The organism is Streptomyces sp. NPDC086080 (assembly GCF_044540255.1).
In the GTDB taxonomy this organism is placed as follows: Bacteria; Actinomycetota; Actinomycetes; order Streptomycetales; family Streptomycetaceae; genus Streptomyces.
Genome location: NZ_JBITRU010000002.1, coordinates 269,150 through 295,131, shown reverse-complemented (window position 1 = coordinate 295,131; position 25,982 = coordinate 269,150). Strand labels below are relative to the sequence as shown.

General features: G+C 71.6%; 25 protein-coding genes. 11 read left to right on the top strand and 14 right to left on the bottom strand.

The annotated features are described in order from the left end of the window. Positions 1-129: 129 nt before the first annotated feature. Together ACIF9R_RS03420 and ACIF9R_RS03415 are read left to right on the top strand one after the other, a co-directional pair. Positions 130-1,650, top strand: coding sequence for an alpha/beta hydrolase (locus tag ACIF9R_RS03420; protein ID WP_399973639.1), 1,521 nt, complete (start codon positions 130-132; stop codon positions 1,648-1,650). Between the two features lie 135 nt (positions 1,651-1,785). Further along, complete coding sequence (locus ACIF9R_RS03415; protein ID WP_399973636.1) at positions 1,786-2,283, top strand: DUF4265 domain-containing protein; 498 nt, start codon at positions 1,786-1,788, stop codon at positions 2,281-2,283. Positions 2,284-2,534: 251 nt separating this feature from the next. On the opposite strand, the gene moeZ is transcribed toward ACIF9R_RS03415, so the two are convergent. The 7 genes from moeZ to ACIF9R_RS03380 form a co-directional block, all read right to left on the bottom strand. Beyond that, complete coding sequence (moeZ, locus tag ACIF9R_RS03410) at positions 2,535-3,713, bottom strand: adenylyltransferase/sulfurtransferase MoeZ (protein WP_399973633.1); 1,179 nt, start codon at positions 3,711-3,713, stop codon at positions 2,535-2,537. A gap of 63 nt (positions 3,714-3,776) precedes the next feature. Then, positions 3,777-4,523, bottom strand: coding sequence for a spherulation-specific family 4 protein (locus ACIF9R_RS03405; RefSeq protein WP_399973630.1), 747 nt, complete (start codon positions 4,521-4,523; stop codon positions 3,777-3,779). Continuing rightward, positions 4,511-5,545, bottom strand: coding sequence for an NAD-dependent epimerase/dehydratase (locus tag ACIF9R_RS03400; RefSeq protein ID WP_399973628.1), 1,035 nt, complete (start codon positions 5,543-5,545; stop codon positions 4,511-4,513). The genes ACIF9R_RS03405 and ACIF9R_RS03400 overlap by 13 nt, the downstream gene beginning before the upstream one ends. 162 nt (positions 5,546-5,707) lie before the next feature. Continuing rightward, positions 5,708-6,829: a hypothetical protein gene (locus ACIF9R_RS03395; RefSeq protein WP_399973625.1), complete on the bottom strand. Its 1,122-nt coding sequence runs from the start codon at positions 6,827-6,829 to the stop codon at positions 5,708-5,710. Then, positions 6,826-8,481, bottom strand: coding sequence for a DUF3492 domain-containing protein (locus ACIF9R_RS03390; RefSeq protein WP_399973623.1), 1,656 nt, complete (start codon positions 8,479-8,481; stop codon positions 6,826-6,828). The genes ACIF9R_RS03395 and ACIF9R_RS03390 overlap by 4 nt, the downstream gene beginning before the upstream one ends. 194 nt (positions 8,482-8,675) lie before the next feature. After that, positions 8,676-10,199 carry a DUF3152 domain-containing protein gene (locus ACIF9R_RS03385; protein WP_399973620.1) on the bottom strand — a complete coding sequence of 508 codons (1,524 nt, stop codon included), beginning with the start codon at positions 10,197-10,199 and terminating at the stop codon, positions 8,676-8,678. A gap of 8 nt (positions 10,200-10,207) precedes the next feature. Further along, positions 10,208-11,266, bottom strand: coding sequence for an alpha/beta fold hydrolase (locus ACIF9R_RS03380; RefSeq protein ID WP_399973617.1), 1,059 nt, complete (start codon positions 11,264-11,266; stop codon positions 10,208-10,210). Between the two features lie 227 nt (positions 11,267-11,493). Here ACIF9R_RS03380 and ACIF9R_RS03375 point away from each other — a divergent pair, with 227 nt between their 5' ends. From ACIF9R_RS03375 to ACIF9R_RS03360, 4 genes are all read left to right on the top strand, one after another. Next, the gene (locus ACIF9R_RS03375; RefSeq protein ID WP_399973614.1) at positions 11,494-11,727 is read left to right on the top strand and encodes a hypothetical protein; all 234 of its coding nucleotides are present in this window, start codon (positions 11,494-11,496) and stop codon (positions 11,725-11,727) included. Positions 11,728-11,937: 210 nt separating this feature from the next. Next, a complete protein-coding gene (locus ACIF9R_RS03370) occupies positions 11,938-12,582 on the top strand; it encodes a TetR/AcrR family transcriptional regulator (RefSeq protein WP_399973612.1) in 645 nt (214 codons plus the stop codon). Positions 12,583-12,721: 139 nt separating this feature from the next. After that, a complete protein-coding gene (locus ACIF9R_RS03365) occupies positions 12,722-12,949 on the top strand; it encodes a DUF3107 domain-containing protein (protein WP_399797883.1) in 228 nt (75 codons plus the stop codon). Positions 12,950-13,280: 331 nt separating this feature from the next. Next, positions 13,281-13,550: a hypothetical protein gene (locus tag ACIF9R_RS03360; RefSeq protein ID WP_399973610.1), complete on the top strand. Its 270-nt coding sequence runs from the start codon at positions 13,281-13,283 to the stop codon at positions 13,548-13,550. Between the two features lie 68 nt (positions 13,551-13,618). Here ACIF9R_RS03360 and ACIF9R_RS03355 read toward each other — a convergent pair whose 3' ends face one another. Next, entirely contained in the window at positions 13,619-14,374 is a 756-nt protein-coding gene (locus tag ACIF9R_RS03355; protein ID WP_399973608.1) for a ferritin-like domain-containing protein, read from the bottom strand. A 482-nt stretch (positions 14,375-14,856) separates the two neighbouring features. On the opposite strand from ACIF9R_RS03355, the gene ACIF9R_RS03350 reads away from it, so the two are divergent. Together ACIF9R_RS03350 and ACIF9R_RS03345 are read left to right on the top strand one after the other, a co-directional pair. After that, positions 14,857-17,274 (top strand): DEAD/DEAH box helicase, encoded by a 2,418-nt coding sequence (locus ACIF9R_RS03350; RefSeq protein ID WP_399973606.1) that lies wholly within the window; start codon positions 14,857-14,859, stop codon positions 17,272-17,274. A gap of 76 nt (positions 17,275-17,350) precedes the next feature. Continuing rightward, positions 17,351-18,220, top strand: coding sequence for an alpha/beta fold hydrolase (locus ACIF9R_RS03345; RefSeq protein ID WP_399973604.1), 870 nt, complete (start codon positions 17,351-17,353; stop codon positions 18,218-18,220). Here ACIF9R_RS03345 and ACIF9R_RS03340 read toward each other — a convergent pair. Then, positions 18,217-19,110: an NYN domain-containing protein gene (locus ACIF9R_RS03340; RefSeq protein ID WP_399973602.1), complete on the bottom strand. Its 894-nt coding sequence runs from the start codon at positions 19,108-19,110 to the stop codon at positions 18,217-18,219. The genes ACIF9R_RS03345 and ACIF9R_RS03340 overlap by 4 nt on opposite strands. Positions 19,111-19,329: 219 nt before the next feature. Here ACIF9R_RS03340 and ACIF9R_RS03335 point away from each other — a divergent pair, with 219 nt between their 5' ends. Next, entirely contained in the window at positions 19,330-19,506 is a 177-nt protein-coding gene (locus ACIF9R_RS03335; RefSeq protein ID WP_399974010.1) for a hypothetical protein, read from the top strand. Positions 19,507-19,616: 110 nt separating this feature from the next. Here ACIF9R_RS03335 and ACIF9R_RS03330 read toward each other — a convergent pair whose 3' ends face one another. The 4 genes from ACIF9R_RS03330 to ACIF9R_RS03315 all read right to left on the bottom strand — a co-directional run bounded on the left by ACIF9R_RS03330 (position 19,617) and on the right by ACIF9R_RS03315 (position 22,839). Next, positions 19,617-20,222 (bottom strand): MarC family protein, encoded by a 606-nt coding sequence (locus ACIF9R_RS03330; protein ID WP_399973599.1) that lies wholly within the window; start codon positions 20,220-20,222, stop codon positions 19,617-19,619. 174 nt (positions 20,223-20,396) lie between these two features. Further along, a complete protein-coding gene (locus ACIF9R_RS03325; protein ID WP_399973597.1) occupies positions 20,397-21,254 on the bottom strand; it encodes a PHP domain-containing protein in 858 nt (285 codons plus the stop codon). Between the two features lie 136 nt (positions 21,255-21,390). Next, positions 21,391-22,032: a DUF6758 family protein gene (locus ACIF9R_RS03320; protein WP_399973596.1), complete on the bottom strand. Its 642-nt coding sequence runs from the start codon at positions 22,030-22,032 to the stop codon at positions 21,391-21,393. Between the two features lie 222 nt (positions 22,033-22,254). Beyond that, complete coding sequence (locus ACIF9R_RS03315; protein WP_399973593.1) at positions 22,255-22,839, bottom strand: suppressor of fused domain protein; 585 nt, start codon at positions 22,837-22,839, stop codon at positions 22,255-22,257. 499 nt (positions 22,840-23,338) lie between these two features. Here ACIF9R_RS03315 and ACIF9R_RS03310 point away from each other — a divergent pair, with 499 nt between their 5' ends. Beyond that, complete coding sequence (locus ACIF9R_RS03310) at positions 23,339-24,460, top strand: magnesium and cobalt transport protein CorA (protein WP_399973591.1); 1,122 nt, start codon at positions 23,339-23,341, stop codon at positions 24,458-24,460. Positions 24,461-24,500: 40 nt separating this feature from the next. Beyond that, positions 24,501-25,010, top strand: coding sequence for a hypothetical protein (locus ACIF9R_RS03305; protein ID WP_399973588.1), 510 nt, complete (start codon positions 24,501-24,503; stop codon positions 25,008-25,010). Between the two features lie 170 nt (positions 25,011-25,180). Here ACIF9R_RS03305 and ACIF9R_RS03300 read toward each other — a convergent pair whose 3' ends face one another. Next, positions 25,181-25,969: a hypothetical protein gene (locus ACIF9R_RS03300; RefSeq protein WP_399973586.1), complete on the bottom strand. Its 789-nt coding sequence runs from the start codon at positions 25,967-25,969 to the stop codon at positions 25,181-25,183. Positions 25,970-25,982: the final 13 nt, after the last annotated feature.

Here is a 25,982-nt window from a genome sequence, read left to right as displayed (position 1 = left end):
TCGGATTTCCTATACCGGCAGGTCAGAGCGTTATCCACAGGGTTCCCCCGCGGGCGGCGAATCCGCCTACCATGGCACGACCGCCATCCGTGGCACGGTACGGACGGCCAGCGAGGGGGGAATCGGCACATGACCCGTTTCACACGGTGGACGGCCCTGACGGTCGCCGCCGCGCTACTGACGGCCGGCTGCAGCGGCGGCGGCTCGTCGGACGACGGCTCCGGTGACGACGACAAGGGCCGCGACGACCGCAGGAGCGGCGGGACGGCAGCGCTCGACTGGGGACGCTGCGAAGCCACCGGGAACGAGCCGGCACCGGGCGGAGACTGGCAGTGCGCCACACTCCAGGTGCCGCTGGACTGGTCGAAGCCGGACGGCTCGACGATCGGGCTGGCCCTCATCCGGGCCAAGGCCACGGGCGACGACCGCCTGGGCTCCCTGCTGTTCAACTTCGGCGGCCCCGGCGGCTCGGGCGTCTCCATGATGCCGTCCTACGCCCCGGTGGTCTCCGCGCTGCACGAGCGGTACGACCTGGTCAGCTGGGACCCGCGGGGAGTGGCCGCCAGCGAGGGCATCCGCTGCCGCGGCGACAAGGACATCGCGGCCGCCGAGTCGTCGGTGGACGGTACTCCGGACACCACGGCCGAGGAGCGGACGTACTTCCAGGACGCCTCCGACTTCGGCAAGGGCTGCCAGAAGGACGCCGGGAAACTGATGGCCCATGTGTCGACCACCGACACCGCTCGCGACATGGACCGCATCCGGCAGTCCCTCGGCGACGACAGACTGAATTATTTCGGCATCTCCTACGGCACCGAGCTCGGCGGCGTCTACGCACGCCTCTTCCCCCGGAAGGTGGGCCGGCTGACACTCGACGCCGTGGTCGACCCGACCGCCGACACCGTGGGACACGCCAAGAACCAGGCACGCGGGTTCCAGACGGCTCTCAACAACTACCTGAAGTCCACCGGCCGGGACCCCGAGCAGGGATCGCGGGAGATCGCGGACCTGCTGGACCGGATCGACGCCGAGCCGCTCCCGACGTCCTCGTCCGGGCGTGAGCTGACCCAGTCGCTGGCCCTGACGGGGATCGTCCTGCCGCTGTACAGCAAGACCAGCTGGCCGGCGCTGACCAGCGCGCTGAAGGCGGCGGAAGAGGGGGACGGCTCCGAACTGCTGGCCCTGGCCGACGGCTACAACGAACGCGACGCCGAGGGGCGCTACGGCACCACCACCCACTCACAGCGGGTCATATCGTGCCTGGACGACAAGCAGCGGCCGACCATGGAGGAGACGAAGAAGCTACTGCCCGAGTTCGAGGAGATCTCGCCCGTGTTCGGCTCCTTCCTCGGCTGGGACACGGCCGGCTGGTGCCACGACTGGCCGGTGCCCGGTCAGTTCGACACCCCGGAGGTGAGCGCGCCCGGCGCGGCGCCGATCCTGGTCGTGGGCAACACGGGCGACCCGGCCACACCGTACGAGGGTGCCCAGAAGATGGCGGACGAGCTGGGCAAGGATGTCGGCGTGATGCTCACCTGGAAGGGCGAGGGCCACGGCGCGTACGGCAGCGGCAGCGACTGCGTCGACTCCACGGTGAACGCGTACCTGCTCAGCGGCACGGTGCCGGAGGACGGCAAGGTCTGCTCATGACGACGGCGGGGGCTCCGCACACCCAAGGTGCCCCGGAGCCCCCGACCTCGACCTCAGGACCGGCCGCGTCCGGGGCACAAGCTGGCGCAGGCCCCGCCGGACCCAACCTCGTACAGCCTGTGCGAGCATGCTGGAATGAGCATCGAAAGTCCGGCGCACTCCAACTATTGCCATGTGGCACTCCGGGCCGGCACTGCCAGCTCGGGCAGGCCAGTGTTCGAGACGCTTCCTGCCAGGAAGGTCGGTCCCGGCACCTATGAACTGATGGGTAGCCCTGGCATGGTCGAGGGCTGCGCGGCCGGAGACTTGCTGAAAATCGATGCCGACGGCCTGTTCCAGGTTGAGCTGCGAGGCCCGAATCTCTGCATCCAAACATTCAGCGAGCTGCCCTTTTCTGCTGAGTCGCTGGAATCCCTGACCAGTTCCTTCGCCCCCCTGGGTGGCCTGGTGGAGGCGCCTGCCGACCGGCGGTTCATCGTGGTGACGGTGCCGGCCGCTGCCGGGTTCCCTGCCGTCGAGGCCGTGATGGAAACTTGGGCCGCAGGCGTGAACGCGCTGCTCGAGTGGGGCTTCAGCAACGTGTTCGGACCGGACGGAGAGCCGCTGAACTGGTGGCACGAAGCTCAGGCGTGACCGGCGCGCCCCGTGTGTGCTCGTTCGGTCGGATAGCCACGGGGAGCGCCGGCGGGCTGGAACCGCCCCGCCCGTAGTTCGCATCGAGGCGGTCAGTGCCCCTGGATGCGATGTCCCGGCTGAAAGTTTCGGGGCCGTCTGCGGGCCGTTCGAGGTCAGCCGATGCCGACCGGCGACGACCGAAGCCCACGGCGTCTGAGCTGGTCAGAGCCGTGGGCTTCGTCAGGTCCGCTGGTCGGCGGAAGCGGTGATCAGTAGATCGGCTTGTGCGGCTCGATCTGGTTGACCCAGCCGACCACGCCGCCGCCCACGTGGACGGCGTCGGAGAAGCCCGCGGACTTCAGGACCGCGAGGACTTCCGCACTGCGGACACCCGTCTTGCAGTTCAAGACAATCTTCTTGTCCTGCGGCAGGCCCTCCAGGGCGTTGCCCATGAGGAACTCGTTCTTCGGGATCAGACGGGCGCCCGGGATGGACACGATCTCAAACTCGTTCGGCTCGCGCACGTCGATGAGCTCGATGCTCTCGCCGTCGTCCATCCACTCCTTGAGCTGCTTGGGAGTGATCGTGGAGTCGGCCGCCGCCGCCTGGGCCTCCTCGGAGACGACGCCGCAGAAGGCCTCGTAGTCGATGAGCTCGGTGACGGTCGGGTTGTCGCCGCAGATCGCGCAGTCGGGGTCCTTGCGGACCTTGACCTGGCGGTACTGCATCTCCAGGGCGTCGTAGATCATCAGGCGGCCGACGAGGGGCTCACCGATACCGGCGAGCAGCTTGATGGCCTCATTGGCCTGGATCGAGCCGATGGACGCGCACAGCACGCCCAGGACGCCACCCTCGGCGCAGGAGGGGACCATGCCGGGGGGCGGGGGCTCCGGGTAGAGGCAGCGGTAGCAGGGCCCGTGCTCGGACCAGAAGACGGACGCCTGACCGTCGAAGCGGTAGATCGAGCCCCACACGTACGGCTTGTTCAGCAGTACACAGGCGTCGTTGACCAGGTAGCGGGTCGCGAAGTTGTCCGTGCCGTCCACGATCAGGTCGTACTGGCTGAAGATGCCCATCACGTTGTCGGCCTCGAGCCGCTCCTCGTGAAGGACCACGTTCACGTACGGGTTGATGCCCTTGATCGTGTCCCGCGCGGACTCGGCCTTGGGGCGGCCGATGTCGGACTGGCTGTGGATGACCTGGCGCTGCAGGTTCGACTCGTCCACCTCGTCGAACTCCACGATGCCGAGCGTGCCCACGCCCGCCGCGGCCATGTACATCAGCCCGGGGGAACCCAGGCCGCCGGCGCCCACAAAGAGCACCTTGGCGTTCTTCAGCCGCTTCTGCCCGTCCATCCCCACATCGGGGATGATCAGGTGGCGGGAGTACCGGCGGACCTCGTCTACGGTGAGCTCGGGGGCCGGCTCGACCAGGGGTGGCAGCGACACGGGGACTCCGTTGGTCGGTCAATCAGTACGGTTGTTCTGCGCTTAACAGTGCCATGCCCTTTTTCATTCCGAGACACCCGTTCCGATACGCGAGACGATGTCGTCCCAGTAGCCGGGCATCGGCTCCCAGGGGCCGCTGTGGGGGCTGGGGGTGTGATCGGTGAAGTAGATCGTCGCGGCGCCCTGCCAGCGGGCGATGCGCAACGCCTCGTCGAGGTGCGGCCCCGGCACGCCGTGCACGAAGTGGCAGAAGCGTTCGGGCGGGTGGTCGGCGGTCCACTCGGCCACCTGCGACCAGCGGTAGTCGCTCCAGCCGCCGGAGAAGGTGACCAGCTGGTCGGCGTGCTCCATGTACTCCGGGCAGGGGTGCGTGCCGTGCCCCAGGACGATGTGGGCGTCCTCGTGCATCACCCGGAGCGTGCCGGTGGTGCGCCGTACCTCGGGAAAGGCGACACGGTCGGCGGGGCAGCGGTCCAGGAGGAAGCCGTCGACCTGGTACCAGTCGAGGAAGCGGTGCGCGTCGGAGATCACCTCGCCGAAGGAACGGAGACCGTAGGCGATGTCGAGGTGACCTAGGACACGGATCCCGGCATTGCGCAGGCGGCCTGCCGCTTCCAGACAGTGCGGGTCGGGCTGGACGCCGGGGCCGTCGGCGACATTGAGCACCACCCAGTGCAGAGGGGTGCCGGGGCGGGTGAGTCCGTTCCACTCGGTGGGGGCGAGGAGGGGGTGCGCCAAGCCGGGAATGCCGACTCCGGTGCGGACGTCCGTGCACGCGGTACCCGGTCTGGTGCTGGTCAGATACGGCATGCCGCCTCCATCCAGATGTCGGCCAGGGACTCCTCGAGGTTGATGCGGGGGCGCCAGCCGAGGCGGTCCCGGGCGGTGCGTACGTCCGCCTGCTGCCAGGTTCCGCAGCCGTCGGGGTACGGGAAGGCGGCGGGGTTGGTGCCCCCGGCGTTGGGGTGGTGGTGGTCGGGGTCGGGGCGGGGGTGGCCGATGGTGGCCCTCGGATGAGGGGTGCTCGGCGCGTGGGCCTGGGCCAGGTGGGGGGTGGGGGCGTGGTGCGGGCCGGCCGGGTTGTCCAGCTCGTTGAGGACCCCGCCGTAGCCGGCCACCCGGGCGAGGATTCCGGCGGCGTCGCGGAGGCGGACGGCCCGGCCCGAACCGATGTTGATGACGCCCTGCGCGGCGGAGAGGGAGGCGGCGTGGACGGCGCGGGCGACGTCGCGGACGTCGACGAAATCCCGCTGGGCGCCGAGGCCGCCGAGCTTCAGCTCGGCGTCACCGGACTGCATGGCGCGGCGCATGGCCTCGGCGAGGCGGCCGAGGGGGGAGCCGGCGGGGGTGCCGGGGCCCACCGGTGAGAAGACCCGCAGGACCACGGCGTCCAGGCCGGAGCCGAGGACGAGTTCGGTGGCGGCGAGCTTGCTGACACCGTACGGGCCGCCGGGGCGGGGGACGGCGTCCTCCGCGGTGGAGGAGCCGGGCTGGCTGGGTCCGTACTCCGAGCCGCAGCCGATCTGTACGAGTCTCGCGCCGCAGCCGCTGCGGCGGAGGGCCTCGCAGACGGTGGCGACGGCGACGGTGTTGTGGCGGGTGAGTTCGCGGGCGCCGCCTCGTGTGGCGCCGGCGCAGTTGACGACTACGCCGGGGTGGACGGCGTCGAGGAAGCGGGTCAGGGCGCCGGGGCTGCCGGTGGCGAGGTCGAAGCGGACGTCCGCGTCGTCGCCACGGCCGAGGGCAGTGAGCTGGACGGCGGGGTCGGCGAGGAGGCGGTCGGCGACGAAGCGGCCGATGTAGCCGTTGGCTCCGATCAGCAGGACTCTCATCGGGGGGCTCCTTCGGTGTGCGGAGCTGTGGGGCGGGGGGTGGGGGTCATGTGGGGTTCTCCTTCGGGTGAGGGGGGTGAGGGTTGTACTGGTGTCCCCCGTACCGTCCTCGCCGCGTCCGCCACACCCGCGGGCGTTCGAGGTGGCTGGGGGAGCGCCCGGTCATCGGGGGCGCTCCGGCGGGATGTGCGCGGAGGCGCGGGGGAGTCTGCGGGAGGCGTGGATGAGGAGGGTCAGGGCCGCTGCACCGCAGGTGAGGGTGGGGACGGCCGCGGGGTTCCAGGCGGTCAGGGTTTCCACCGGTGTGGACAGCGCCGCGCACCCGGGGAGGCGGGCGGCGAGGACCGTCGCCAGGGCGGTGGCCTGGGTGGTGGCGGTGAGCGTGATGATCACCTTGGGCGCGTGGGTGAAGCCGTGGATCGTGAGAAGACGGGCCAGGAAGAGCAGCGCCCCCAGGGTCAGGGTCTCCGGGAGCGCGAACGGCTCGTCGAGGAGTGCGGACGTCACGGCCAGCAGGGCTGTCAGCGCGAGCACGAAGAGAACGAACACGCCCAGGAGCACGGGGCGTACCGAGGCCGAGAAGTCCTCCAGGCCGCGGCTGGATGCGAGCCTGCGGCGGGCGCGTGTGGTGAACAGCTGGGCGGTCCAGGCGGCGGGCGCGCAGGCCAGGGTGAGCGCCAGGACCGGTGCCACGGTGAGGGGCCAGTGCCCCTCGGGCGTGCCGTCGGGCAGGCCGTCGGGACCGCCGGTGATCGCGGTGTGCAGCAGACCGTCGCCCAGTAGGGCGTAGCCGATGAGCCAGCAGGTCCAGGACGCGGTGGACGAGCGCGGCGGGTGGCCGGGGCTGCTCAGCGGGCCCCGGCGCAGTGCCGCCCGCAGGGCGAGGGTGACGGCGAGGATGCCGGTGGCGGCCGCGAGGAGACGGAGCTCGCCGTGGGTGTGGCGCAGGGCGATCACCGATGCCGCGCACAGGACACCGGGGAGGAGCGGGAGGAGAAGGGCCGGAGCTGTCCGGTGGGTGGGTTCCGTGCCGGGTGAGGTGGGGCGGGGGGAGTCGGCGTCGCGGGGGACCCTGGCGTAGAGCTCCTCCGCCAGGGAGAAGACGTCGCGGTGGCGGAAGCGGGCGGCGGTCCGGTCGGTGATGCCGTGGGCCTCGAGGCCCGCCGCGATCTCCAAGGGGTCCACGGCCCGGAGACACAGGTCGTGGTGGCGGTGCAGAAGGGCCTTGACCGGGTCGCCCGCACCGGGGGGCGTACCGCGGTTCAGCTCACCGAGGTCACTCATCGGGCTGTCTCCGTCGCGGATACCGGCGCGTCCGTCGCCCATGTGGGGACGGCGCGGAGGGTGGGGTCGGTCCAGTGGCCGGGGATGTGGGCCTCGGCGGGGGCCGCGAAGGGCTGCGGGGCTCCGGTGTCGTCGAGGCCGGGACGGCGGACCGGGGTCCGCGCGACGATGTCCAGGTAGAGGCCGTGGAAGGCCGCGATGTTCTGGTCGACGGTGAAGAGTTCCAGTGCGCGGGCGCGTGCGGCGGCGCCGAGGCGCGCGCGCCGCTCGGGGTCGCGCAGCAGCGAGACGCAGGCCTCGGCGAGCGCCCGTGGATTGCGCGGTGGTACGACGAGACCGGTCCCGCCGACGGCTTCCACGACCGCGCCGACGTCCGTGCAGACGGTCGCGCGTCCGCAGAGCATCGCCTCGATCAGGCCCACGGGGAATCCCTCGACCACGCTGGACAGGACGGTGACGGCCCCGCCGGCGTGGACGTCGGCCGGGGTGCTGAGGCCGGGGCCGCCGGGTTCCTCGAAGGACACGGGGTTGTCGCCGACCGCGTGCGGGCCCTCGGCCTCGTCCGGGAAGAGCTGTGCGGCCAGCGCCCTGCAGTGGCCGAGGTACGCGGCGCCCTCGGGCCCGGACGGGCCGCCGATGATCCGCAGGCGGGTCTTCGGCTCCTGCGCGCGGATCTCCGCGAAGGCGTGCAGCAGGGAGACCAGGTCCTTGGCGGGCTCCACCCGGCCGGCCCAGACGAGGGTGTGCGGGTCGGCGCTCTGCGGGGACTCCCCCACCTCGGCGAAGGGCACGGCGTCCAGGCCCGGATACACCGTGCGCAGCTTCGCCCGGTCGGCGCCGCAGCGCTCCTGCCAGCGGCGGGCGTGTGTGTTGCCCGGCGTGATGAGCGCGGCGTCGCGGTAGACCGCTGCGGCGAGCCTGCCGTGGAAGGAGGCGAGCAGCGAGCGGACCGCGGGGGGCGCGTCCGGGCGGGTGAGGTAGTGGGTTCGCAGCCGTATGCCGTACTCGGTGACCAGGAGGGGGATGCCGAAGAAGTGGTGCGCGAGCAGGCCCGGGAGGGCCGTGACTCCCCCGGCGGCGGCGTGGCACAGGTCCACCGCGCCGAGTCCGTCCTTCTCGTACCAGTCCAGCGAGAGGGGGCGCAGGGCGCGCTCCAGGTGTGCGGCGACGGCCAGCAGGTCCTGGACGCGCACCTCGCGCGCGGTGCGCCGGGCGCCGGGCGCGCGACAGGCGCGCTCCAGGGCCCGTACGGCCGTCTCGGAGCGGAGCGCGGCCACCAGGCCGCCTTCGTCGCGGGCGAGTTCGGCGAGGCCGTGGAGCGCGGCGGTGAAACGGTCCGCCTCGGGGGTCGTGGGGTCCGCCGCGGCGCAGAGGGCGGCGGCCAGTTCACCGTAGTGCTCCGAGAAGCGCCGGCGTACGCGGCGGCCGTACACCACTCCGTCGTCCTCGGCCGCCCACAGGGGTGCGGTGCGCACCCTGCGGACCTGGGGCGGCAGCGGAACCCAGCCCGCGTCCTCCTGGGCTTCGCCGCTGCTGAACGCGTAGACGTCGAACTCGTGTTGGCCGAGCCCGCGCACCAGGCGGTCGCACCAGAGCCCGCCCTCACCGTTCACATACGGATAGCCACCCTCCGTCAGCAGTCCGATGCGCACGTGTGCACCCCCGATCTCCCGTGTGGGGAGCCGCCGTTGGACGGGCGGCTCGCAGCGGGACGAACGTATGCGGAACACATGGTGGCGTGATGGACGGTTGTCCATCACGCCACCAAAAGGGGTGAACGGGCGTAACTTTCCCGTGCGGGGCGCGTTTCGGAGCGCTAAGTGATCAGTGTGCGATCAGGTGATGATCAGGCGTTGGGGTAGGCCCATGGGTTCGGGCGGCAGCTGATTCCGTCGTGGTCGAGGAACTTGGTCTGCTGCTGCATCACCGGGGCCAGGTCGCCGTCCTTGTCACATGTGACGTGGCCGAAGCCCAGGCGATGGCCGATCTCGTGGTTGATCAGCATCTGCCGGTAGGCGTGGATCTCGTCGCCGTAGGTCTCGGAACCCTGCGCCCACCGGTACGCGTTGATCATCACGCGTTCGGTGGCCGCGGAGTCGCAGGAGACGTTGTCCTCGGTGGTGTCCAGGCCGGACTTGGCGCACCATTCCGCGGTCGTCCTGGATCCGGCGAGGGTGATCACCCAGTCGACCCGGCCGGAGTGGACGCGCTCGAAGGTGCGGGCACCGTTGTGCGCCCAGCTGCGGTCGTCGTTGAGCGTCCTGTGCACGGCCTCGGCGAAGAGCTCGCCGTCGAGGCCGAGCCCCTGCTCCACGTCCACCCGGTAGGTGAACTTCTGCCCCTTGCCGGGCGCCTTGTCGATGCCGGGGACCGCGTAGAACTTCCCGCTGCCCGCCCGCGTCGAGGCGAGCGGGTACTTCCTGTCCATCTTCTGCTCGTACGTCAGCGGCTCGGCGGCGGGCACGGTGGGCGTCTCCCGCTGGTCGCCGCGCGAGGCGGGGTCCCGGACGTCCCGGGCCTGCCCGCCGGCCGACTGCGCCCGTACGCCGCCGGTGCCGTCCTGCTCCTCGGCGACCTGGCCGGTCACGACGACGGCCAGCACCGTGGTGACCGCGACGGCCGCGATGCCGGTGAACGTACGCCCCTTGCCGCCTCTGTTCTCCGCGGGCTCCCCGGTCGGCGGCTCGTTGTCGTCGTCGGCGTGGGGGCGGACGCCGGTGGCCGGGGCACTGTTCCAGTCGGTGACCGCGGTGTAGGGGCCGGCGGGACGCGCGACGTCCGGCGGGCGCGGGGTGAGGGGGGCCGCGCCCTCGGTGAAGGCATCGAGGTAGTCCTGGCGCGGCGCTCCGCGGGGCGCCTGCCGCTGTCGCGGGAGGGGCACACCCTGCCCGGTCGCCGGTCCGCCGTACCCGGCCCCCGACGTCGTCGGGCCGTTCAACGTGCCCCAGCCGCCGCCGGGTTCACGCTGTTCGGGGTGGCCACCGCGGGCCTGGGGAACGCCGCGCGCGGGAGTGCCGTCGGGCAGCCGGGGAACACCGTGGGCCGGCGTCCCGTCCGGCAGCCGGGGAAAGCCGTACGGGGGCGTCCCCTGCGCATGCCATCCGTCCGGAAGCCGTGGCACACCGTGTGCGGGCGTCCCGGGCGATCTCCCGTACGGGGCCCCGTACCCCTGAACCCCGTCCGCGGGGGGCCGCCCCGGCGCCGGCTGCCGGACCGTCCCCTGGGGGGCCTCGGGTGTCGGGCGCGGGCCCGGCAGGTCCTCCCTGCGGCCGGCCCGGCGGCCTTCGCGACCGTCCCGGCCCTTGCGTTCCGCGGCGGTGTCCGCGGCCTTGCCCTTGGGGGCGGGTCCACGTCGGCTGTGGCGTCCCACGTCGCGCCTCAGCCCCTCATGTCGTCGGCGGTGGTTCCGTCACCGGTGTCGGTGACGGGCGAACCCGGAGCGCCCTGCGCGTCCGGTTCCCCAGTATCCCCCTCATCGGCCGAATCCGTTGTATCCCTGAGTAGTTCACGGAAAGCGTGGGCCACGGTCCCGGGGTATTCCATCATCGCCACGTGCCCCGCGTCGGGGAGGGTCACCAGCCGGGAGCCCCGGAAGGCACGCGCCGAGCGCTGGGCCATGCGGAAGCCGACGAGTTGGTCCCGGCCGCCGTAGACGAGCAGGGTCGGCGCGAGCACCCGCTCGGCCTGGCGCCACAGTCCCTGCTGGCCACCCAGGGTGTACGCGTTGACGAGCCCTCGCGCGGAGCGTGCCATCGCGTCCCAGAAGTACGGCAGCCGCAGCCGCCGCTCCATCTCCTGCACGGCGTTGCGGAACCCTTCCGACGACACCCGCCCGGGGTCCCCGTAACAGAGCTTCAGCACGCCGCGGACCCGCTGTTCCGCCGTCCACTCCCGGGTGATGCGGGTGAACAGCGGTGCGACCCCGGGCACCGCCAGGAGTCCCGTGGGAACGGCGCTGCGCTGCACCCGCAGTTCCGGCAGGGCCGGCGACACGAGCGTGAGGGTGCGGACGAGGTCGGGGCGTACGGCGGCGACACGGGTCGCGATCGCGCCGCCGAGCGAGTTGCCGAAGAGATGCACCGGGCCGCGGCCGGAGACGTCGAGATAGCGGATCACCGCGCGCGCGTGCGCGGTGACGGAGTAGTCGCCGTCGTCCGGCGGGGGTGAGTCGCCGAAGCCCGGCAGGTCCACCGCCTCACTGTCCACGACGTCGTGCAGCAACGGCATGAGAGCCGACCAGTTCAGTGAGGAACCGCCGAGTCCGTGGACGAAGAGGGCCGACGGCAGCCCCTCCCGCGCGGGTGGCCTCGACCGGATGGAGAGGGTGACACCGGGCAGTTCCACCGACCTGAGGCGCTCGCCCTCCGCGACCCTGACGGCGGCCGCCTCGGGCAGCACGCTTGCGGGCGGCACGGACGGCAGATCGGTCGAAGACATGCGGCAATGTTACGAGACGATCACGTAGTGGTTCATGTGTTCGGCATCACAGAAGCGCCCGACCGGGCGCGCGACGGGCGCACACCCCCCGCACCGGCGTGCGCGCCCTGTCACATCCCGGTCGCGGATCGCATGGCGTTCGGATCGGGTGTCTCCTAGGCTCGTACAGAGGGCACCCGCATGTGGCCCCTGCACCTTCAGGGACGTTCGTAGGAAGGGAGCCCACCATGACCGTAGACCCGAGCGACCCCGAGACGTTCGCGGAGGACGAGGACCGGCCCGAGGGCCAGGAGTACGACGTCGAGGCCCCCCGGGCCGACACGGCCGAGCAGCAGACGGAGGTGACCCCGGACCACGACGACCCGCTGACCGACGTCGGACGCGACCGCGACCGCGCCAACGAGGCGGATCTGGTGGAACAGGCCCGGGTCGTCTCCCTCGACGAGGACGACTACCGGTGAGACAGCGCGCCGTCCAGGGCGCCGTCGCACAGGAAGCCGGGCAATGAGGGAAAAGGTCTTGCCCGCTCTGACAGCTTTTGAAACCGTCCGTACGGCTTTCTCCGCCGTCCGGTCCGTGAAATTCTGCGCTCTCACCGCGCACACCACGGTTACCGAAAAGTACGATGGCGGCGCGGCTCACACCGCACATGGACGACATTGGGAGGCGGCGTGACAGCCATCGAGCAGACGGACGCGGTACGCCCGAGGGGTACACGCCTGCCGCGCCGTGCCCGACGGAACCAGTTGCTGGGCGCCGCCCAGGAAGTCTTCGTCGCGCAGGGCTACCACGCGGCGGCGATGGACGACATCGCCGAGCGCGCCGGCGTCAGCAAGCCGGTGCTGTACCAGCACTTCCCGGGCAAACTCGATCTCTACCTCGCGCTGCTGGACCAGCACTGCGAGGCCCTGATCCAGTCGGTGCGGCACGCGCTGGCGTCGACGACGGACAACAAGCAGCGCGTCCGCGCGACCATGGACGCCTACTTCGCCTACGTCGAGGACGACGGCGGCGCGTTCCGCCTGGTGTTCGAGTCGGACCTGACGAACGAGCCGGCCGTGCGCGAGCGCGTCGACAAGGTCACCAATGAGTGCGCGGAGGCGATCTGCGACGTCATCGCCGAGGACACCGGGCTGTCCCGGGCCGAGTCGATGCTGCTCGCCTCGGGGCTCGGCGGTCTCGCCCAGGTGGTGGCGCGGTCCTGGCTGCACAGCGACCGCAGTGTGCCGCGCGACCAGGCGGTCCAGTTGCTGGCCTCGCTGGCCTGGCGTGGCATCGCCGGATTCCCGTTGCACGGCATCGACCAGCAGCACTGAGGCGGCGGGCCGTCCGTTCCCGTCGGCTGTTCGCTCCTGGCGTTGCCGGGCACAGCGTGTACGTCCCCTCACCGGGCTAATGTGTGACGGTACGGCGCGGAAGGTCGCGCACTTCACTGACCGTCGGAGGGACATAGCCGTGGAGGTCAAGATCGGCGTGCAGCACGCGCCCCGCGAGATCGTTCTGGAGAGCGGTCAGAGCGCGGAGGAGGTCGAGCGTGTGGTGGCCGAGGCGCTGGCCGGGAAGTCGCAACTGCTGAGCCTCGTGGACGAGCACGGCCGCAAGGTCCTGGTGCCGGCCGACCGTCTCGCGTACATCGAGATCGGCGAGCCGGCCCCGCGCAAGGTGGGCTTCGGCGCGCTGTAGGCGACGACCGCACAGTCGTGTGAAGGGCCCGGCGGTTCCGTACCGCCGGGCCCTTCCGCGTGCGTCCTCCGGGACCCTCCGGCGATCTCCGGTGCCCCCGCGCACCGGCACCAGACCGCGCGCCTCGTCGGCACACCGCGCGACGCGCCCCCGCACCCGCACCCGCCCTCGCCGGCGCACTCCGCGCGGCCCCCGGAAGCACCGCGCGACACGCCCTCGCGTCCTCGCGGAGGGAGCACGGGTCCTCCGCAAGGGTGGATTGGGTTCCGCAGGTCAGGGGTATGACGGGCTACGACCGAATGCAGGCCGGCCATGTGGGAGGGACCCCAGCATGCTCTTCGAAGCGCTCAGCTCCGCGATGCTCGGCCTGGCTCTGGCGTGGGCGGCGTATCACCGTATGCCGCACCGGCTTCCCGCCCGCACCCTGGTCCTGCCGACCGGAGTGGCCGGAGCGCTGTCCGGCGCCTTCGTCATGAACACCGCGCTGGACGCCGGAAACCTGCTGACGATACTGCTGGGCGCGGTGATCGTGTCCGTGGCGTCGCTGTCCCTGTTGCTGCGCCCCGCGGGAAGACTGCGCCGCCGGTCGGCGACCGCCTGACCGGCCGCCGACGGTGACTGCGGGGACGACCCCGGCCTGAACCGGGCCCGAGCGGCCCGGAGCGTCCCTCAGGCCGCCAGGCCCAGCGCCGCCATCCGCTTGGTGTGCGCCTCGGTGATCCGGGAGAACATCTTGCCGACCTCGGCGAGATCGAACCCGTCCGCGACGCCGCCCACGAGCATCGTCGACAGCGCGTCCCGGTCGGCGACCACCCGCTGGGACTGCGACAGCGCCTCACCCATCAGCCGCCGTGCCCACAGCGCGAGCCGCCCGCCCACGCGCGGGTCCGCGTCGATCGCCGCGCGCACCTTCTCCACGGCGAAGCCGCCGTGCCCCGTGTCGTCGAGCACGGCCAGCACCAGGGCGCGGCTGTCGGAGTCCAGCCGGGCCGCGACCTCACGGTAGAAGTCACTGGCGATGGAGTCGCCGACGTAGGCCTTGACCAGGCCCTCCAGCCAGTCGGAGGGCGCCGTCTGCTTGTGGAATCCGTCGTAGGCGGCGACGAACGGTTCCATCGCGAGCGTCGGCTCCTCCCCGATCTCGGCGAGCCGGTCGCGCAGCCGCTCGAAGTGGTGGAACTCGGCCGAGGCCATCTTCGCCAGCTCCGCCTTGTCGGCCAGGGTGGGCGCCAGTTTGGCGTCCTCCGCGAGCCGCTCGAACGCCGCAAGCTCGCCGTACGCGAGCGCGCCGAGCAGATCCACGACGGCGGCACGGTACTGAGGGTCCGCGGAGGCGGCCGCCCATTCCATGGCGGCGACGCCGGTGTGTCCTGCGGAGGTCTCGGGGGTGTCCTCGGCGTTCTCAGGCTTGTCAGAGCTCGTCATGCAGCGCACAATAGCCCGCCCGTCCCGTGCCGGATGGCCCTGGTCAATCAGTGTGACGACGACTACGTGACCAAATCGGCCATGGCGTGTGCGCGAATCCGGGGTATGGTGGTAATGCGCCTGCTGAGGACTCTGACGTACTCAACGGGCTGCACATGTATGAGGATGCCCGGTCGGTGGCCCGATCGGCTCCGACCCGACAGCCCTCTGAAGCCGTACGCCCCCGTGCGTACGGAATCCGGAGGGACACCTCAGCGGTACGAACGCTCGAGCGTCGGCAGTGGTCCCGCGCCCTTCGGCCCCGCCCGTAAGGCAGCCGACGTCCCCGGCACGGTCCCTACACGACCCCCGCGCTCGCCTCGCACCGCGCACACAGAAGAGGCAGCACCCTGACTACGACGTTCCGAGAGCTCGGAATCCTCCCCGAGACCGCCGAGGCCCTGGAGGCCGTCGGCATCACCACTCCGTTCCCCATCCAGGAGATGACGCTCCCCGTGGCCCTCACGGGCACGGACGTCATCGGCCAGGCCAAGACCGGCACCGGAAAGACGCTGGGCTTCGGTCTTCCCCTCCTTGAGCGCGTCACCGTCCCCGCGGACGTCGAGGCCGGCCGCGCGCGGCCCGAGGACCTCACCGACGCCCCGCAGGCGCTGGTCGTCGTTCCGACCCGCGAACTGTGCACGCAGGTCACCAATGACCTGCTCACCGCTGGCAAGGTGCGCAATGTGCGCGTCACCGCCATCTACGGCGGCCGGGCCTACGAACCTCAGGTCGAGGCCCTGAGGAAGGGCGTCGACGTGGTCGTCGGCACCCCGGGCCGGCTGCTCGACCTCGCCGGCCAGAAGAAGCTCGACCTGAAGCATGTCAGGGCGCTCGTCCTCGACGAGGCCGACGAGATGCTCGACCTGGGCTTCCTGCCCGACGTCGAGAAGATCATCAACATGCTCCCGGTCAAGCGCCAGACCATGCTGTTCTCGGCCACCATGCCGGGCGCGGTGATCGGTCTGGCCCGGCGCTACATGTCGCAGCCGACGCACATCCGCGCCACGGCCCCGGACGACGAGGGTGCCACGGTCGCGAACACCACGCAGTTCGTCTACCGCGCGCACAACATGGACAAGCCCGAGCTGGTCGCGCGGATACTGCAGGCCGACGGCCGGGGCCTGGTCATGGTCTTCTGCCGCACCAAGCGCACCGCCGCCGACCTCGCCGACCAGCTCAAGCAGCGCGGCTTCGCCTCCGGCGCGGTCCACGGCGACCTCGGCCAGGGCGCCCGTGAGCAGGCACTGCGGGCGTTCCGCAACGGCAAGGTGGATGTGCTCGTCTGCACCGACGTCGCCGCCCGCGGCATCGACGTCGAGGGCGTCACGCACGTCATCAACTACCAGTCCCCCGAGGAAGAGAAGACGTATCTGCACCGCATCGGCCGTACCGGCCGCGCGGGTGCGAAGGGTACGGCGATCACGCTGGTCGACTGGGACGACATCCCGCGCTGGCAGCTGATCAACAAGGCGCTGAACCTGGGCTTCAGCGACCCGCCGGAGACGTACTCCACCTCGTCGCACCTGTTCACGGATCTGGGAATCCCCGAGGGCACCAAGGGCATCCTGCCGCGCTCGGAGCGGACCCGGGCCGGGCTGGATGCCGAGGAGCTGGAGGACCTGGGCGAGCCGGGCGGCCGTGGTGGGCCGCGCGGGCGCGGTGGCCGGGGCGGGCGCGGTGACTCCCGTGCCGAGGAGCGGGAGAACTCGGCCCGTACGCCGCGTCGCCGCCGCCGCACGCGCAGCGGTGCGCCGATGGACGAGGCCGCGCAGCAGCCGGCGGGCCCGGCCGAGGGAAGCTCCGAGGGGGCGGAGACCGGTACCGCCGTACGCACCCCGCGCCGTCGCCGTCGCACGCGGGGCGGTGCCCCCGCGGGAACAGCGTCGGCGCAGACGGTGAACTCCGTGGAGCCCGTGGAGGCGGCGGAGTCCGCCGTCGACACCGCCGAGGGCACGGCTGTGGACGCCCCCGAGGCGCCCGCTAAGCCGCGCCGGCGCCGTACCCGCAGGTCCGCGGAGACGGCGGTGGTGGACACGGTGTCCGCCGACACCGTGTCGCCGGTCGAGGAGACCGTGGTCGCCGCGGCAGCCCCCGTACTCTCCGAGGCCGAGGCCGAGGCTCCGGCCGCTGAGCCGCGCCGCCGCCGCACGCGCAAGGCCACGAAGTCCGCCGAGGCCGCCGAGATCACGGTCGAGACGGCCGAGGCCAGCGCCCAGCCGGCCGAGGTGGCCGAGGTGGCCGAGACCAGGCCGCGCCGCACCCGCAAGACCGCCGCGAAGGCGGAGACGGCGCTCGACACGGCCGAGGCGGGCACCGCACCGGTCGAGTCGGCGGAGACCAGGCCCCGGCGTACACGGAAGACGGCGGCGCGGGCCGAGACCGCGGTCGAGCAGACCGAGGCGACGGAGACCAAGCCGCGCCGGACGCGGAAGACCGCCGCCAAGAAGGCCGAGGCCGCCCTCGACACCGCCGAGGTGGCCGAGACCAAGCCCCGGCGCACCCGCAAGACCGCAGCAACCGCCGAGATCCCCGCGCAGACCGCCCCGGAGGCGGAGGCCGCGGAGAGCACGCCGCGCCGGACGCGGAAGACCGCCGCCAAGAAGGCCGAGGCCGCCCTCGACACCGCCGAGGCGGCCGAGACCAAGCCCCGGCGCACCCGCAAGACCGCAGCGGCCACCGAGACCGCGGTCGAGCAGGCCGAGGCGACGGAGACCAAGCCACGCCGCACCCGCAAGACCGCGGCCACCGCCGAGATCCCCGCGCAGACCGCCCCGGAGGCGGAGGCCGCGGGCGAGGCGAAGCCCCGGGCCCGCCGTGCCCGGAAGGTCACGGCCGCCGCGGAGCCCGCGGAAGGCTGATGTACGACGCCGACGGCCCGGTCCCCACCCGTGGGACCGGGCCGTCGGTCTGTCCGCACCCGCTACCCTCACCCACGTGATCAGCGACTCCGCCTCCGCCCTGCCCTCCGGCGCCCACGCCCGTCGGCTCCGTACCACTCGCGGTGAGTTCGCCGTCGTGGACGTGCCACCGGCCGCCGGAGTCACGGCGCGGGGAACCGTGCTGCTGCTGCCGGGGTACACCGGCAGCAAGGAGGACTTCGCGCCGGTGCACGCACCGCTTGCCGCGCGCGGGTACCGCACGGTCGCCGTGGACGGGCGGGGTCAGTACCAGTCGGACGGACCCGCGGACGACGAATCCGCCTACGCCCAGGAGGAGTTGGCGTGGGACGTACTGGCGCAGGCGGACGCGCTCGGTTCGCCGGTGCATCTGGTCGGCCACTCGCTGGGCGGCCAGATCGCCCGCGCCGCCGTCCTTGTCGACCACTCCCCCTTCCGCTCGCTCACGCTCGTCTCCTCCGGGCCCGCGCGGATCTCCGTCTCCCAGGAACAGCGGGTGAGGCTGCTGCGGGACGCGCTCGCGGTGATGTCGATGGCGGAGTGCTGGGAGGCGATCCTGGCCATGGGACCGCCGGAGGAGGTGGGCGGACCGGCCCGCGGCCCCGGCGGCCAGGAGTGGCTGCGGAGCCGCTGGCTGGGCACCAGCCCCGCGCAACTTCTGGCTACCGGACGTCAGTTGTGTGCCGAACCGGACCGTGTCGCCGAACTGGCCGCCGTGCCACTGCCGTTCCACGTCCTGTCGGGCGAGCGCGACGACACCTGGCCGGTCCCGGACCTCGACGAGATGGCCCGGCGGCTGGGGGCGCACCGCACCGTCGTGGACGGGGCCGAGCACTCACCCGCCGTCGACCGCCCCGCACCGACCGCCGACGCCCTCGCCCGTTTCTGGGACGCCGCGCACTCCTAGTACTGCGCCTGAAGGTGGTCCCAGAAACCGTCGCGCAGGGCGCGGCGCAGGTCCGCCTGGCCACGCAGGGAGTACTGGAGCAGCCCCTCCGCCTCCACCAGCAGGTCCTGGTCGACGGATCCGGGCAGATAGGGGTGGCCGGGGAGCAGTTCCACCATGGTTTCCCGGCCGCGGGCGACCAGCCACTTCGCGGCGATCTGCGCGCCGACGAAACGGACGTCCTCACGGGTGGGCCGCCCGGTGGTGCCCTCGTACGCGAGTGCCGTGCGGCGGGAGACGTACGGCTTGAAGAAGTCCAGGTCGAGCGTGCGCTGGCTGTCGACCTCCCAGAGCAGCGGCTCGGCCTGGTTGCGGCCCTCAGGGGCCTCGATGCCCCAGAGGTGGACCCGCGCGCCGTACCCCTGTGCCGCCTCGACCGCCGAGACGAGGTCCTCGTCGCCGCCGAGCAGGGCCGCGTCGCTGATGGCGCGGTGCCGGGCCAGTGACTCCAGATCGGTGCGGATCAGGGAGTCGACGCCCTTCTGCTGGTTGTTGGCGTTGAGGTTGCCGAGACGGACCTTGACGTCGGGGAGTTCGGCGATGGTCTGCTGCTCGGCGGTGTGGATGCGGCGCCGGGCCCCGTCGTACCAGTAGACGCGGAGCAGTCTGCTGTCGGCGAAGATGGTGCGGGCCCGGTCGATGAGCGCGTCGATGAGCCCCTCGGCGTCGAGGTCGAAGGCCCGGCGGTCCTCCGTGCCGGTCACGAGCCGCCCCGCGGCGGCGTACAGATACCCGGCGTCGACGAAGATCGCATGGGTCGAGGGCGTCTTCGCCACCTCGGCGAGCATGCGCTGAAGCAGTTCGTTCGTGCGGTCGATACGGGCGTGCAGGGCCGCGAGGTCTTCGTTCATCACGTCCATTGTCCCGGTGGTCACGCTTCGAACACAACTGGTCCCGGTCGGTCCACTTCGAAACCGTCGACCGCTCAGTACTTAGCCATTCGAAAATTTTCCTTAGCGTAGGGAATGTTTACACCGCTCACCCCGTTGAACCCTTCAGGAAACATGGGCCCGGAAACATGGGCCCGAGTGGCCCGTAGGCCGCCCACCCAGTAGTTCTCCTTCAGGAGGATGACCAGACGAAGGGAGAAGCCTTTGCGCTTCGAGATCATGCGACTCGACGACATCGACGGCACACCTGTGGACTCGACCGTCGTGGACGCCGCCTCCGTCAACCGCATCGTGCAGCAGGCCGCCGCCATCGGACAGCGTCTGTGGATCCGCCCGGCCGACTCACCGGCCTCATAACACCCGTCCCGCCTGGACACCGGCCACCCCGGCCGGACCCGGTGCCCCCCATGCCGTGGAGCCCCCGTACCGCCTCGGTACGGGGGCTCCACGCGTCCGCGAGGGTCCGGTCAGCCGCCCCGGATCACCTGGGTGACGCCGTTGATGATCTGCTGCACGGCGATCGCGGAGAGCATCATGCCGGCCAGACGCGTCACCAGGACCACCCCGCCGTCCCTGATCACCCGGATGATCAGCAGCGAGTAGCGCATCACCAGCCACAGCACCACATGGATGGCGAGGATCGCCGACCACACCGAGACCTGCCCGGGCACACCGTCGGCCTTCTGCACGGCCAGGATGACCGAGACGATCGCGCCCGGCCCCGCCAGCAGCGGCATCCCCAGCGGGACCAGCGCGACGTTGACGTCCTTGGTCTGCTGGGGTTCGTCGGTCTTGCCGGTGAGCAGGTCGAGCGCGATCAGCAGCAGAAGCAGCCCACCCGCGATCATCAGCGCGGGCACCGACACATGCAGGTAGGCGAGGATCTGATGGCCGAGCAGGCCGAAGATGGTGATCACGCCACCGGCCACGCAGACGGCCTGGAAGGCCATCCGCTTCTGCACCTTGGCGGGCCGGCCCGCGGTCAGCGCGAGGAAGATCGGGGTGATCCCGGGGGGATCCATGATGACGAACAGGGTCAGGAAGAGAGAGCCGAAGACGGCGACGTCGAACATGACTGCCTTGCTGAAGAACCGATGAGGGCGTGCGGGCACACGCGGAACGCACGGGGCGGACCCGCGATGCCGTACGAGGAGGTACGCGGCGGCACACGCGCGTACACGGGGAAGAGACGGGCGTACGCACCGCGGAGCGGGCGTACGGAAGGTGTCCGGCCTGGAGGGCGGGTCTCAGACCCCGCCGGCCCCCGGCACCGGGAACGCCCCGGTCGCGCGGCGCGTGATCTCGCCGTACACCTCGGGATCCGTCGTGAACTCGCCGAGGACGCAGGTCTTGCGGCTGCCGTGGTAGTCGCTGGACCCGGTGACCAGGAGTCCCAGTTCCTTCGCCAGGCCGCGCAGTCGCGCCCGGGTGTCCGGTTCGTGGTCCATGTGGTCGACCTCGATGCCGTCGAGTCCGGCCTCGGCCAGCGCGGCGATCGCGGACTGGGGTACGGTCCGGCCGCGCTTGCTCGCGGCGGGGTGCGCGAGGACCGCGACGCCGCCCGCGCCCTTGACCAGCCGCAGGGCCTCGAAGGGGTCGGTCTCGTGCTTCTCCACGTACGCCCGTCCGCCATCGGCGAGCCATTCCTGGGTGAAGGCGTCGCCCACCGTCGGCACCACGCCCAGTTCGACGAGCGCGGAGGCCACGTGCGGGCGCCCCACCGAGCCGTCGCCGGCGATCCGCGCCACCTGTTCCCAGGTGACCGGGACGCCCAGCGCGTTCAGCTTGGCGATCATGCCCTTGGCCCGGGGCACCCGGTCGTCCCGGACCAGCTCGCGCTCGGCGAGCAGCGCGGGCTCCTCGGGGTCGAAGAGATAGGCCAGCAGGTGCATGCCGGTGCCGTCGAGCCGGCAGGAGAGCTCGGCGCCGGTGACCAGGGTGAGACCCGCCGGCAGCGCGGACAGCGCCTCGGCGTGCCCGCGGGTGGTGTCGTGGTCGGTCAGCGCGACGACGTCGAGACCGGCGGCGGCGGCCTTGCGCACCAGCTCGGCCGGAGTGTCCGTACCGTCGGACGCGGTGGAGTGGGTGTGCAGATCGATACGCACGACGCGGTACTCCAAGCGCTGACGGACGGACGGGGACGCTCCAGGATAACCGGATCTCCACCGTCCTCTGTCACACCCGAAACGGCAGTGCACCCCCTACTGGACCACCCGGCGCCTTCTACGCGCCTCAAGCCTCCTATGCCTCCAGCAGTCGCGGCGAGAGCGCCCCGCACGGCACCAGCTCCACCTCGGCCCCGGCGTCCCGCAGGTCGGTGAGGACCAGCTCGTCGTACATCAGCAGCCCGGACTGCTCCGGCCACACCACCGCCCACAGCCACATGCCGAGCGCCTCGCCCGCGAACACGGCACGGTCGCCGGGTGTCCCGGAGACGTGCCAGAGCGGGGTCGGACGGCCGGCGGCCAGCACCTTGGCCTCGGGCGGCTTCTCCACGTTCATGTAAGGCCCCGGGTCGGGTCCGTCGGTGCCCGCGTACCGCGCGCCGAGGCCGACGCCGAGCTCCTCGGCGACCAGGATCAGCTCACCCATACCGCCGAGCGGTCCGGGGCCGGTGCACGCGACGGCGGTCGCCCGGCCCCCGCTGCGGTCGTCGCCCGCGGAGGCCACCCCGGTGAACAGCCAGCCCACCGGGAGCGGCCACGGCATCCACACCGGCACCTTCGTCCGGTGGACGACGACGTCGAGGGCCTCGACACTCGGCGGTATCACGGGCTGCATCGGGTGCACGGTGCCGTGCGCGTCGCACTGCCAGGCATCCGAGAAGAGGCCGGGAGCCCTGACCCGGCCACCGCACTTCGGGCAACTGGGTTCGCCCCTCATAGACCCCCACGGTCCTAGCTCTGCCGCGCCACGTCAAGGACGATCACCCGTCCGGACCGAACGGGCCGCGGGAGAAGCGCGTGGACGGACGACGCATCGCCCGCCCTGCCGGCCTGCCGTGCACACATCACCACCGAGGAGCCCGGGCCTCGGCACGCCGTCCGGAACGAGGTGGGCTCCACCGCCAAGTGACGTGCGTCCGGCGGATGTTGGTGACCTTGCTCACTCCAGCGGCACGGATGCACGGGACGGGTCCCGCAGATCCGTGCCCTGGTTCAGCCAGCGCTCCTGGAGGGCCTGGGCGCCGTGCACCCGCTTCCACGCCGCCTCGTTCGGAGTCATCGGCAGCAGCGGCAGGAACCGTACGGGGTCCAGGGGCTCGTCGAGCTCCAGGTCCTCCACCAGACCGCCGGGCTCCGCGACCAGCACCGAGGTGAACGGAGCGCCGGGCCACAGCGGTTCGCCCACGTCGAGCGAGGCGCCGGGGGCCACGACCACCCCCTCGACCTGCGGGGACGCGGCCAGCACGGCGAGCGGGCGGAGCACCTTGCCGGTGTCCGCGGCGCCGGCCCGCACGGACAGCACCAGCTCGGCACGCGGCCCCTTCACCGGGTCCGCGAGCGCCGCCGTGGGGTCGGTCATGGGCCGCGCGGACATGCCGAGGGTGGCGTAGCGCACGATGTCGCCCTCGTGGAAGCGGAGCACCTCGATGCGGTCCGTGCCGAGGAACGTGACCGCCGCGCGGGCGTCCGGTTCGCCGAGCGCCGTACGCAGCCGGGCCTCGACCAGAGGAAGAACATCAGCCATGCGGCGAGCATAGAACTCGTCAGCACCGGGCAAAGCAGAGCCTTGACACGACGGCCGGCTGATACGCTGAGCCGGTGGTTTCGGGCAGCACGCTGAAGCGTCCCGATCAAGTCCCGAACGCCTGTACGACTCTCCCCACTCGCGGGGAAATCCCCCAGGGGATCGTGGATCGTCCCTCACGAGGGACCGGCCGGAGGAGGTGGGGCTGGCATGGACCGAAGTCGACCGTGCAGTATCACCCGCTCTTCCGCCCGTTGATGTAGCTGTTCCCTGTCCGGCTGCCTTTCGCCCTCGCGCGTCTTCATCGGAAGAGCACGTCGTTTCGTTCTGTCTGATCTGCCCCAGTAGCTGAATCAGCGACGAATCCCGCCACCGCGACGGTGCGGTGCTCCCCGCTTTGTGGACGTGCCAAACACGCGCAGTCCAGGACGTCCTCATTCCGGGTTGTTCCACCCGTCGTTCCGGCGCCTTTCGTTGCCTGCCCGCGAAGGAGCCCGCCATGTCGATGATCCGCGACCTGCGCGCCGTGGTCCGTCCCTCGTCCCGCATCTCGCTGCGCAAGGAGGGCGGCCCGTACGACCCCACCCGTGACCCCGCGACGACCACCGCCGTCGTCGACTGCGCCGTCTACCGTGACGGCCGCCGCCTGGAGACCGGGGGCGACCAGCTCACACCCCAGGAGGCGATGCGGCTGGTGCGTCGCGACGGGGGCTTCGTGTGGATCGGGATGCATGAGCCGACCGAAGCCGAATTCTCAGGTATCGCCCGGGAGTTCGGGCTGCACCCACTGGCCGTGGAGGACGCCGTCCAGGCCCACCAGCGGCCCAAGCTGGAGCGCTACGACGATTCGCTCTTCACGGTCTTCAAGACCGTCCACTACCTCGACCACGAGCGGCTCTCCGGCAGCAGTGAGGTCGTCGAGACCGGTGAGGTGATGTGCTTCACCGGCCGGGACTTCTTCATCACCGTCCGGCACGGCGGACAGGGCTCCCTGCGGGCCCTGCGGCACCGTCTGCAGGACGACCCCGAACTGCTGGCCAAGGGTCCCTCGGCCGTGCTGCACGCCATCGCCGACCACGTGGTGGACGGCTACATCGCGGTCGCCGACGCGATGCAGGACGACATCGACGAGGTCGAGACCAAGGTGTTCTCGCCGGGCCGCAAGGGCACCCCACGCGGCACGGACGCCGGGGAGATCTACCAACTCAAGCGCGAGGTCCTGGAGTTCAAGCGCGCCGTGGCACCCCTGCTGCGGCCGATGCTGCTGCTGAGCGAGCGTCCGATGCGGCTGGTCGACCCGGAGATCCAGAAGTACTTCCGGGATGTCGCCGACCATGTGGCGCGCGTGCAGGAGCAGGTCACCGGCTTCGACGAACTACTGAACTCCATTCTCCAGGCCAACCTCGCCCAGGCCTCCGTGGCGCAGAACGAGGACATGCGGAAGATCACCTCGTGGGCCGCGATCATCGCCGTGCCGACGATGGTGTGCGGGGTGTACGGGATGAACTTCGACTACATGCCGGAGACCCACTGGAAGTACGGCTATCCGGTGATCCTCAGTGTCACGGTGGCCATCTGTCTGGGCATCCACCGGACGCTGAAGCGCAACGGCTGGCTCTGAACGCGTGAGGGCCCGCGGAGCCCCTGGATAGGCTGGCCCCATGACAAGCGAGCTGCTCGAGCGGGCCCTCATCGAGGAGGCCACGAAGAAGTCCGGCCTCATCTGGGTCAAGGGGTCCGGCGGGCCGGCCCGCGCGCTGTGGCATGTGTGGCACGAGGGTGCCGCGTGCGTGGTCGGCGACGGGCCCGGGGAACAGCCGCTGCCGGGACTCGCCGACGGCGGCCCGGCCGAGGTGACGGTGCGCAGCAAGGACAAGGGCGGCCGGCTGGTCTCCTGGAGCGCGACGGTCGTGGAAGCGGCGCCGGGCTCCCAGGTGTGGACGGCGACGGTCGCCGAGCTCAAGGGCAAGCGGCTCAACGCGCCCGACGGCGAGGTGATGCCCGAGCGCTGGGCCCGCGAGTGCCGGGTGCTGCGGCTGGAGCCGACGGGGGCGACCTCGCCCCTCCCCGGGGGTTCCCTGGCCGAAGCGCCCCTGCCCACCCCCGCGACCACCCGGCAGCCGGCCCCGGCGGGGCTCCCCAGGCTGCTGCTGGGAAGGAAGCGGCGCTAGGGCCTGTCCGGCGGAGCGAGCCGGAGCAGACCGGCGGTGCCGTGCCCGGGAGCCCGGGTGATCGGGGTCTGGCGCCGCTGTCCGCAAGGCGGAGGAGGGCGGCGACGCGCGAGGGGGGTGCCCGCTCGGCCGAAGCCGGGAGCCGGGGAGTCGGCAACCGACGACAGCGCCTAGGACGTCGGGAGCTTCTTGCCGTAGTCCAGGGTGTCGTCCTTGGCGGGCTGCTGCAGGGGGAAGTCGGTGCCCCAGGCCGAGAAGGTGAGGGTGCCCGCCCGGCCGGCCCGCACCATGCGCAGGGGGTACGGCTTACCCTCGAGCGAGACGTCCAGGGTGCCGCCGGAACCCTCGTCGCCGGTGACGCGGATGGTGCGTACACCGGCCTGCTCGTGGTGGCCGTCGGTGGCCAGCTCGCCGTGCAGGGTCAGCAGACCACTGAGCAGCACACCCTTATCGGTGAAGCCGATGAACTTCTTGTACGACGGATCGCCCTGCGGCACCTTCACATACTTCGAGGCGAGCTTGTCGGCCGCCGCCGCGTCCGTCGTGCCGTCGCCCTTGCCGTCGTCCCCTCCGTCCCCCTGGCCCTCGTCCTCGTCCGGCCCCTGTCCCCAGAACCCCGCGTCGGCCTTCAGGTAGAGCTCGTCGTCGACCCGCAGCAGACGAAAGGTCACCCCGTCGGTCGTGACCGAGCCGATGCCGCCCTTCTCCTTCAACCGCATGTCGAGCGTGTACGTGCGTCCGCTGGTGACCACGGTCCCGTGCAGCCGCACCGCGCCGACCGACGCCGCGGCCTTCTGCGCTCTGCTCTGGATCTGGTCGGCGGGCAGCCGGCCGACACCGTTGGTGCCCTCGTTCGGATCCTCGGAACATCCCGTGAGCACCGTCCCCGAGACAAGCAGTGCGCACACGGCGCCGGCCAGCGTGGCCCTGCGGGAACGGCCCTGGGAGATCGACATCACAGGCGGGCTGCCT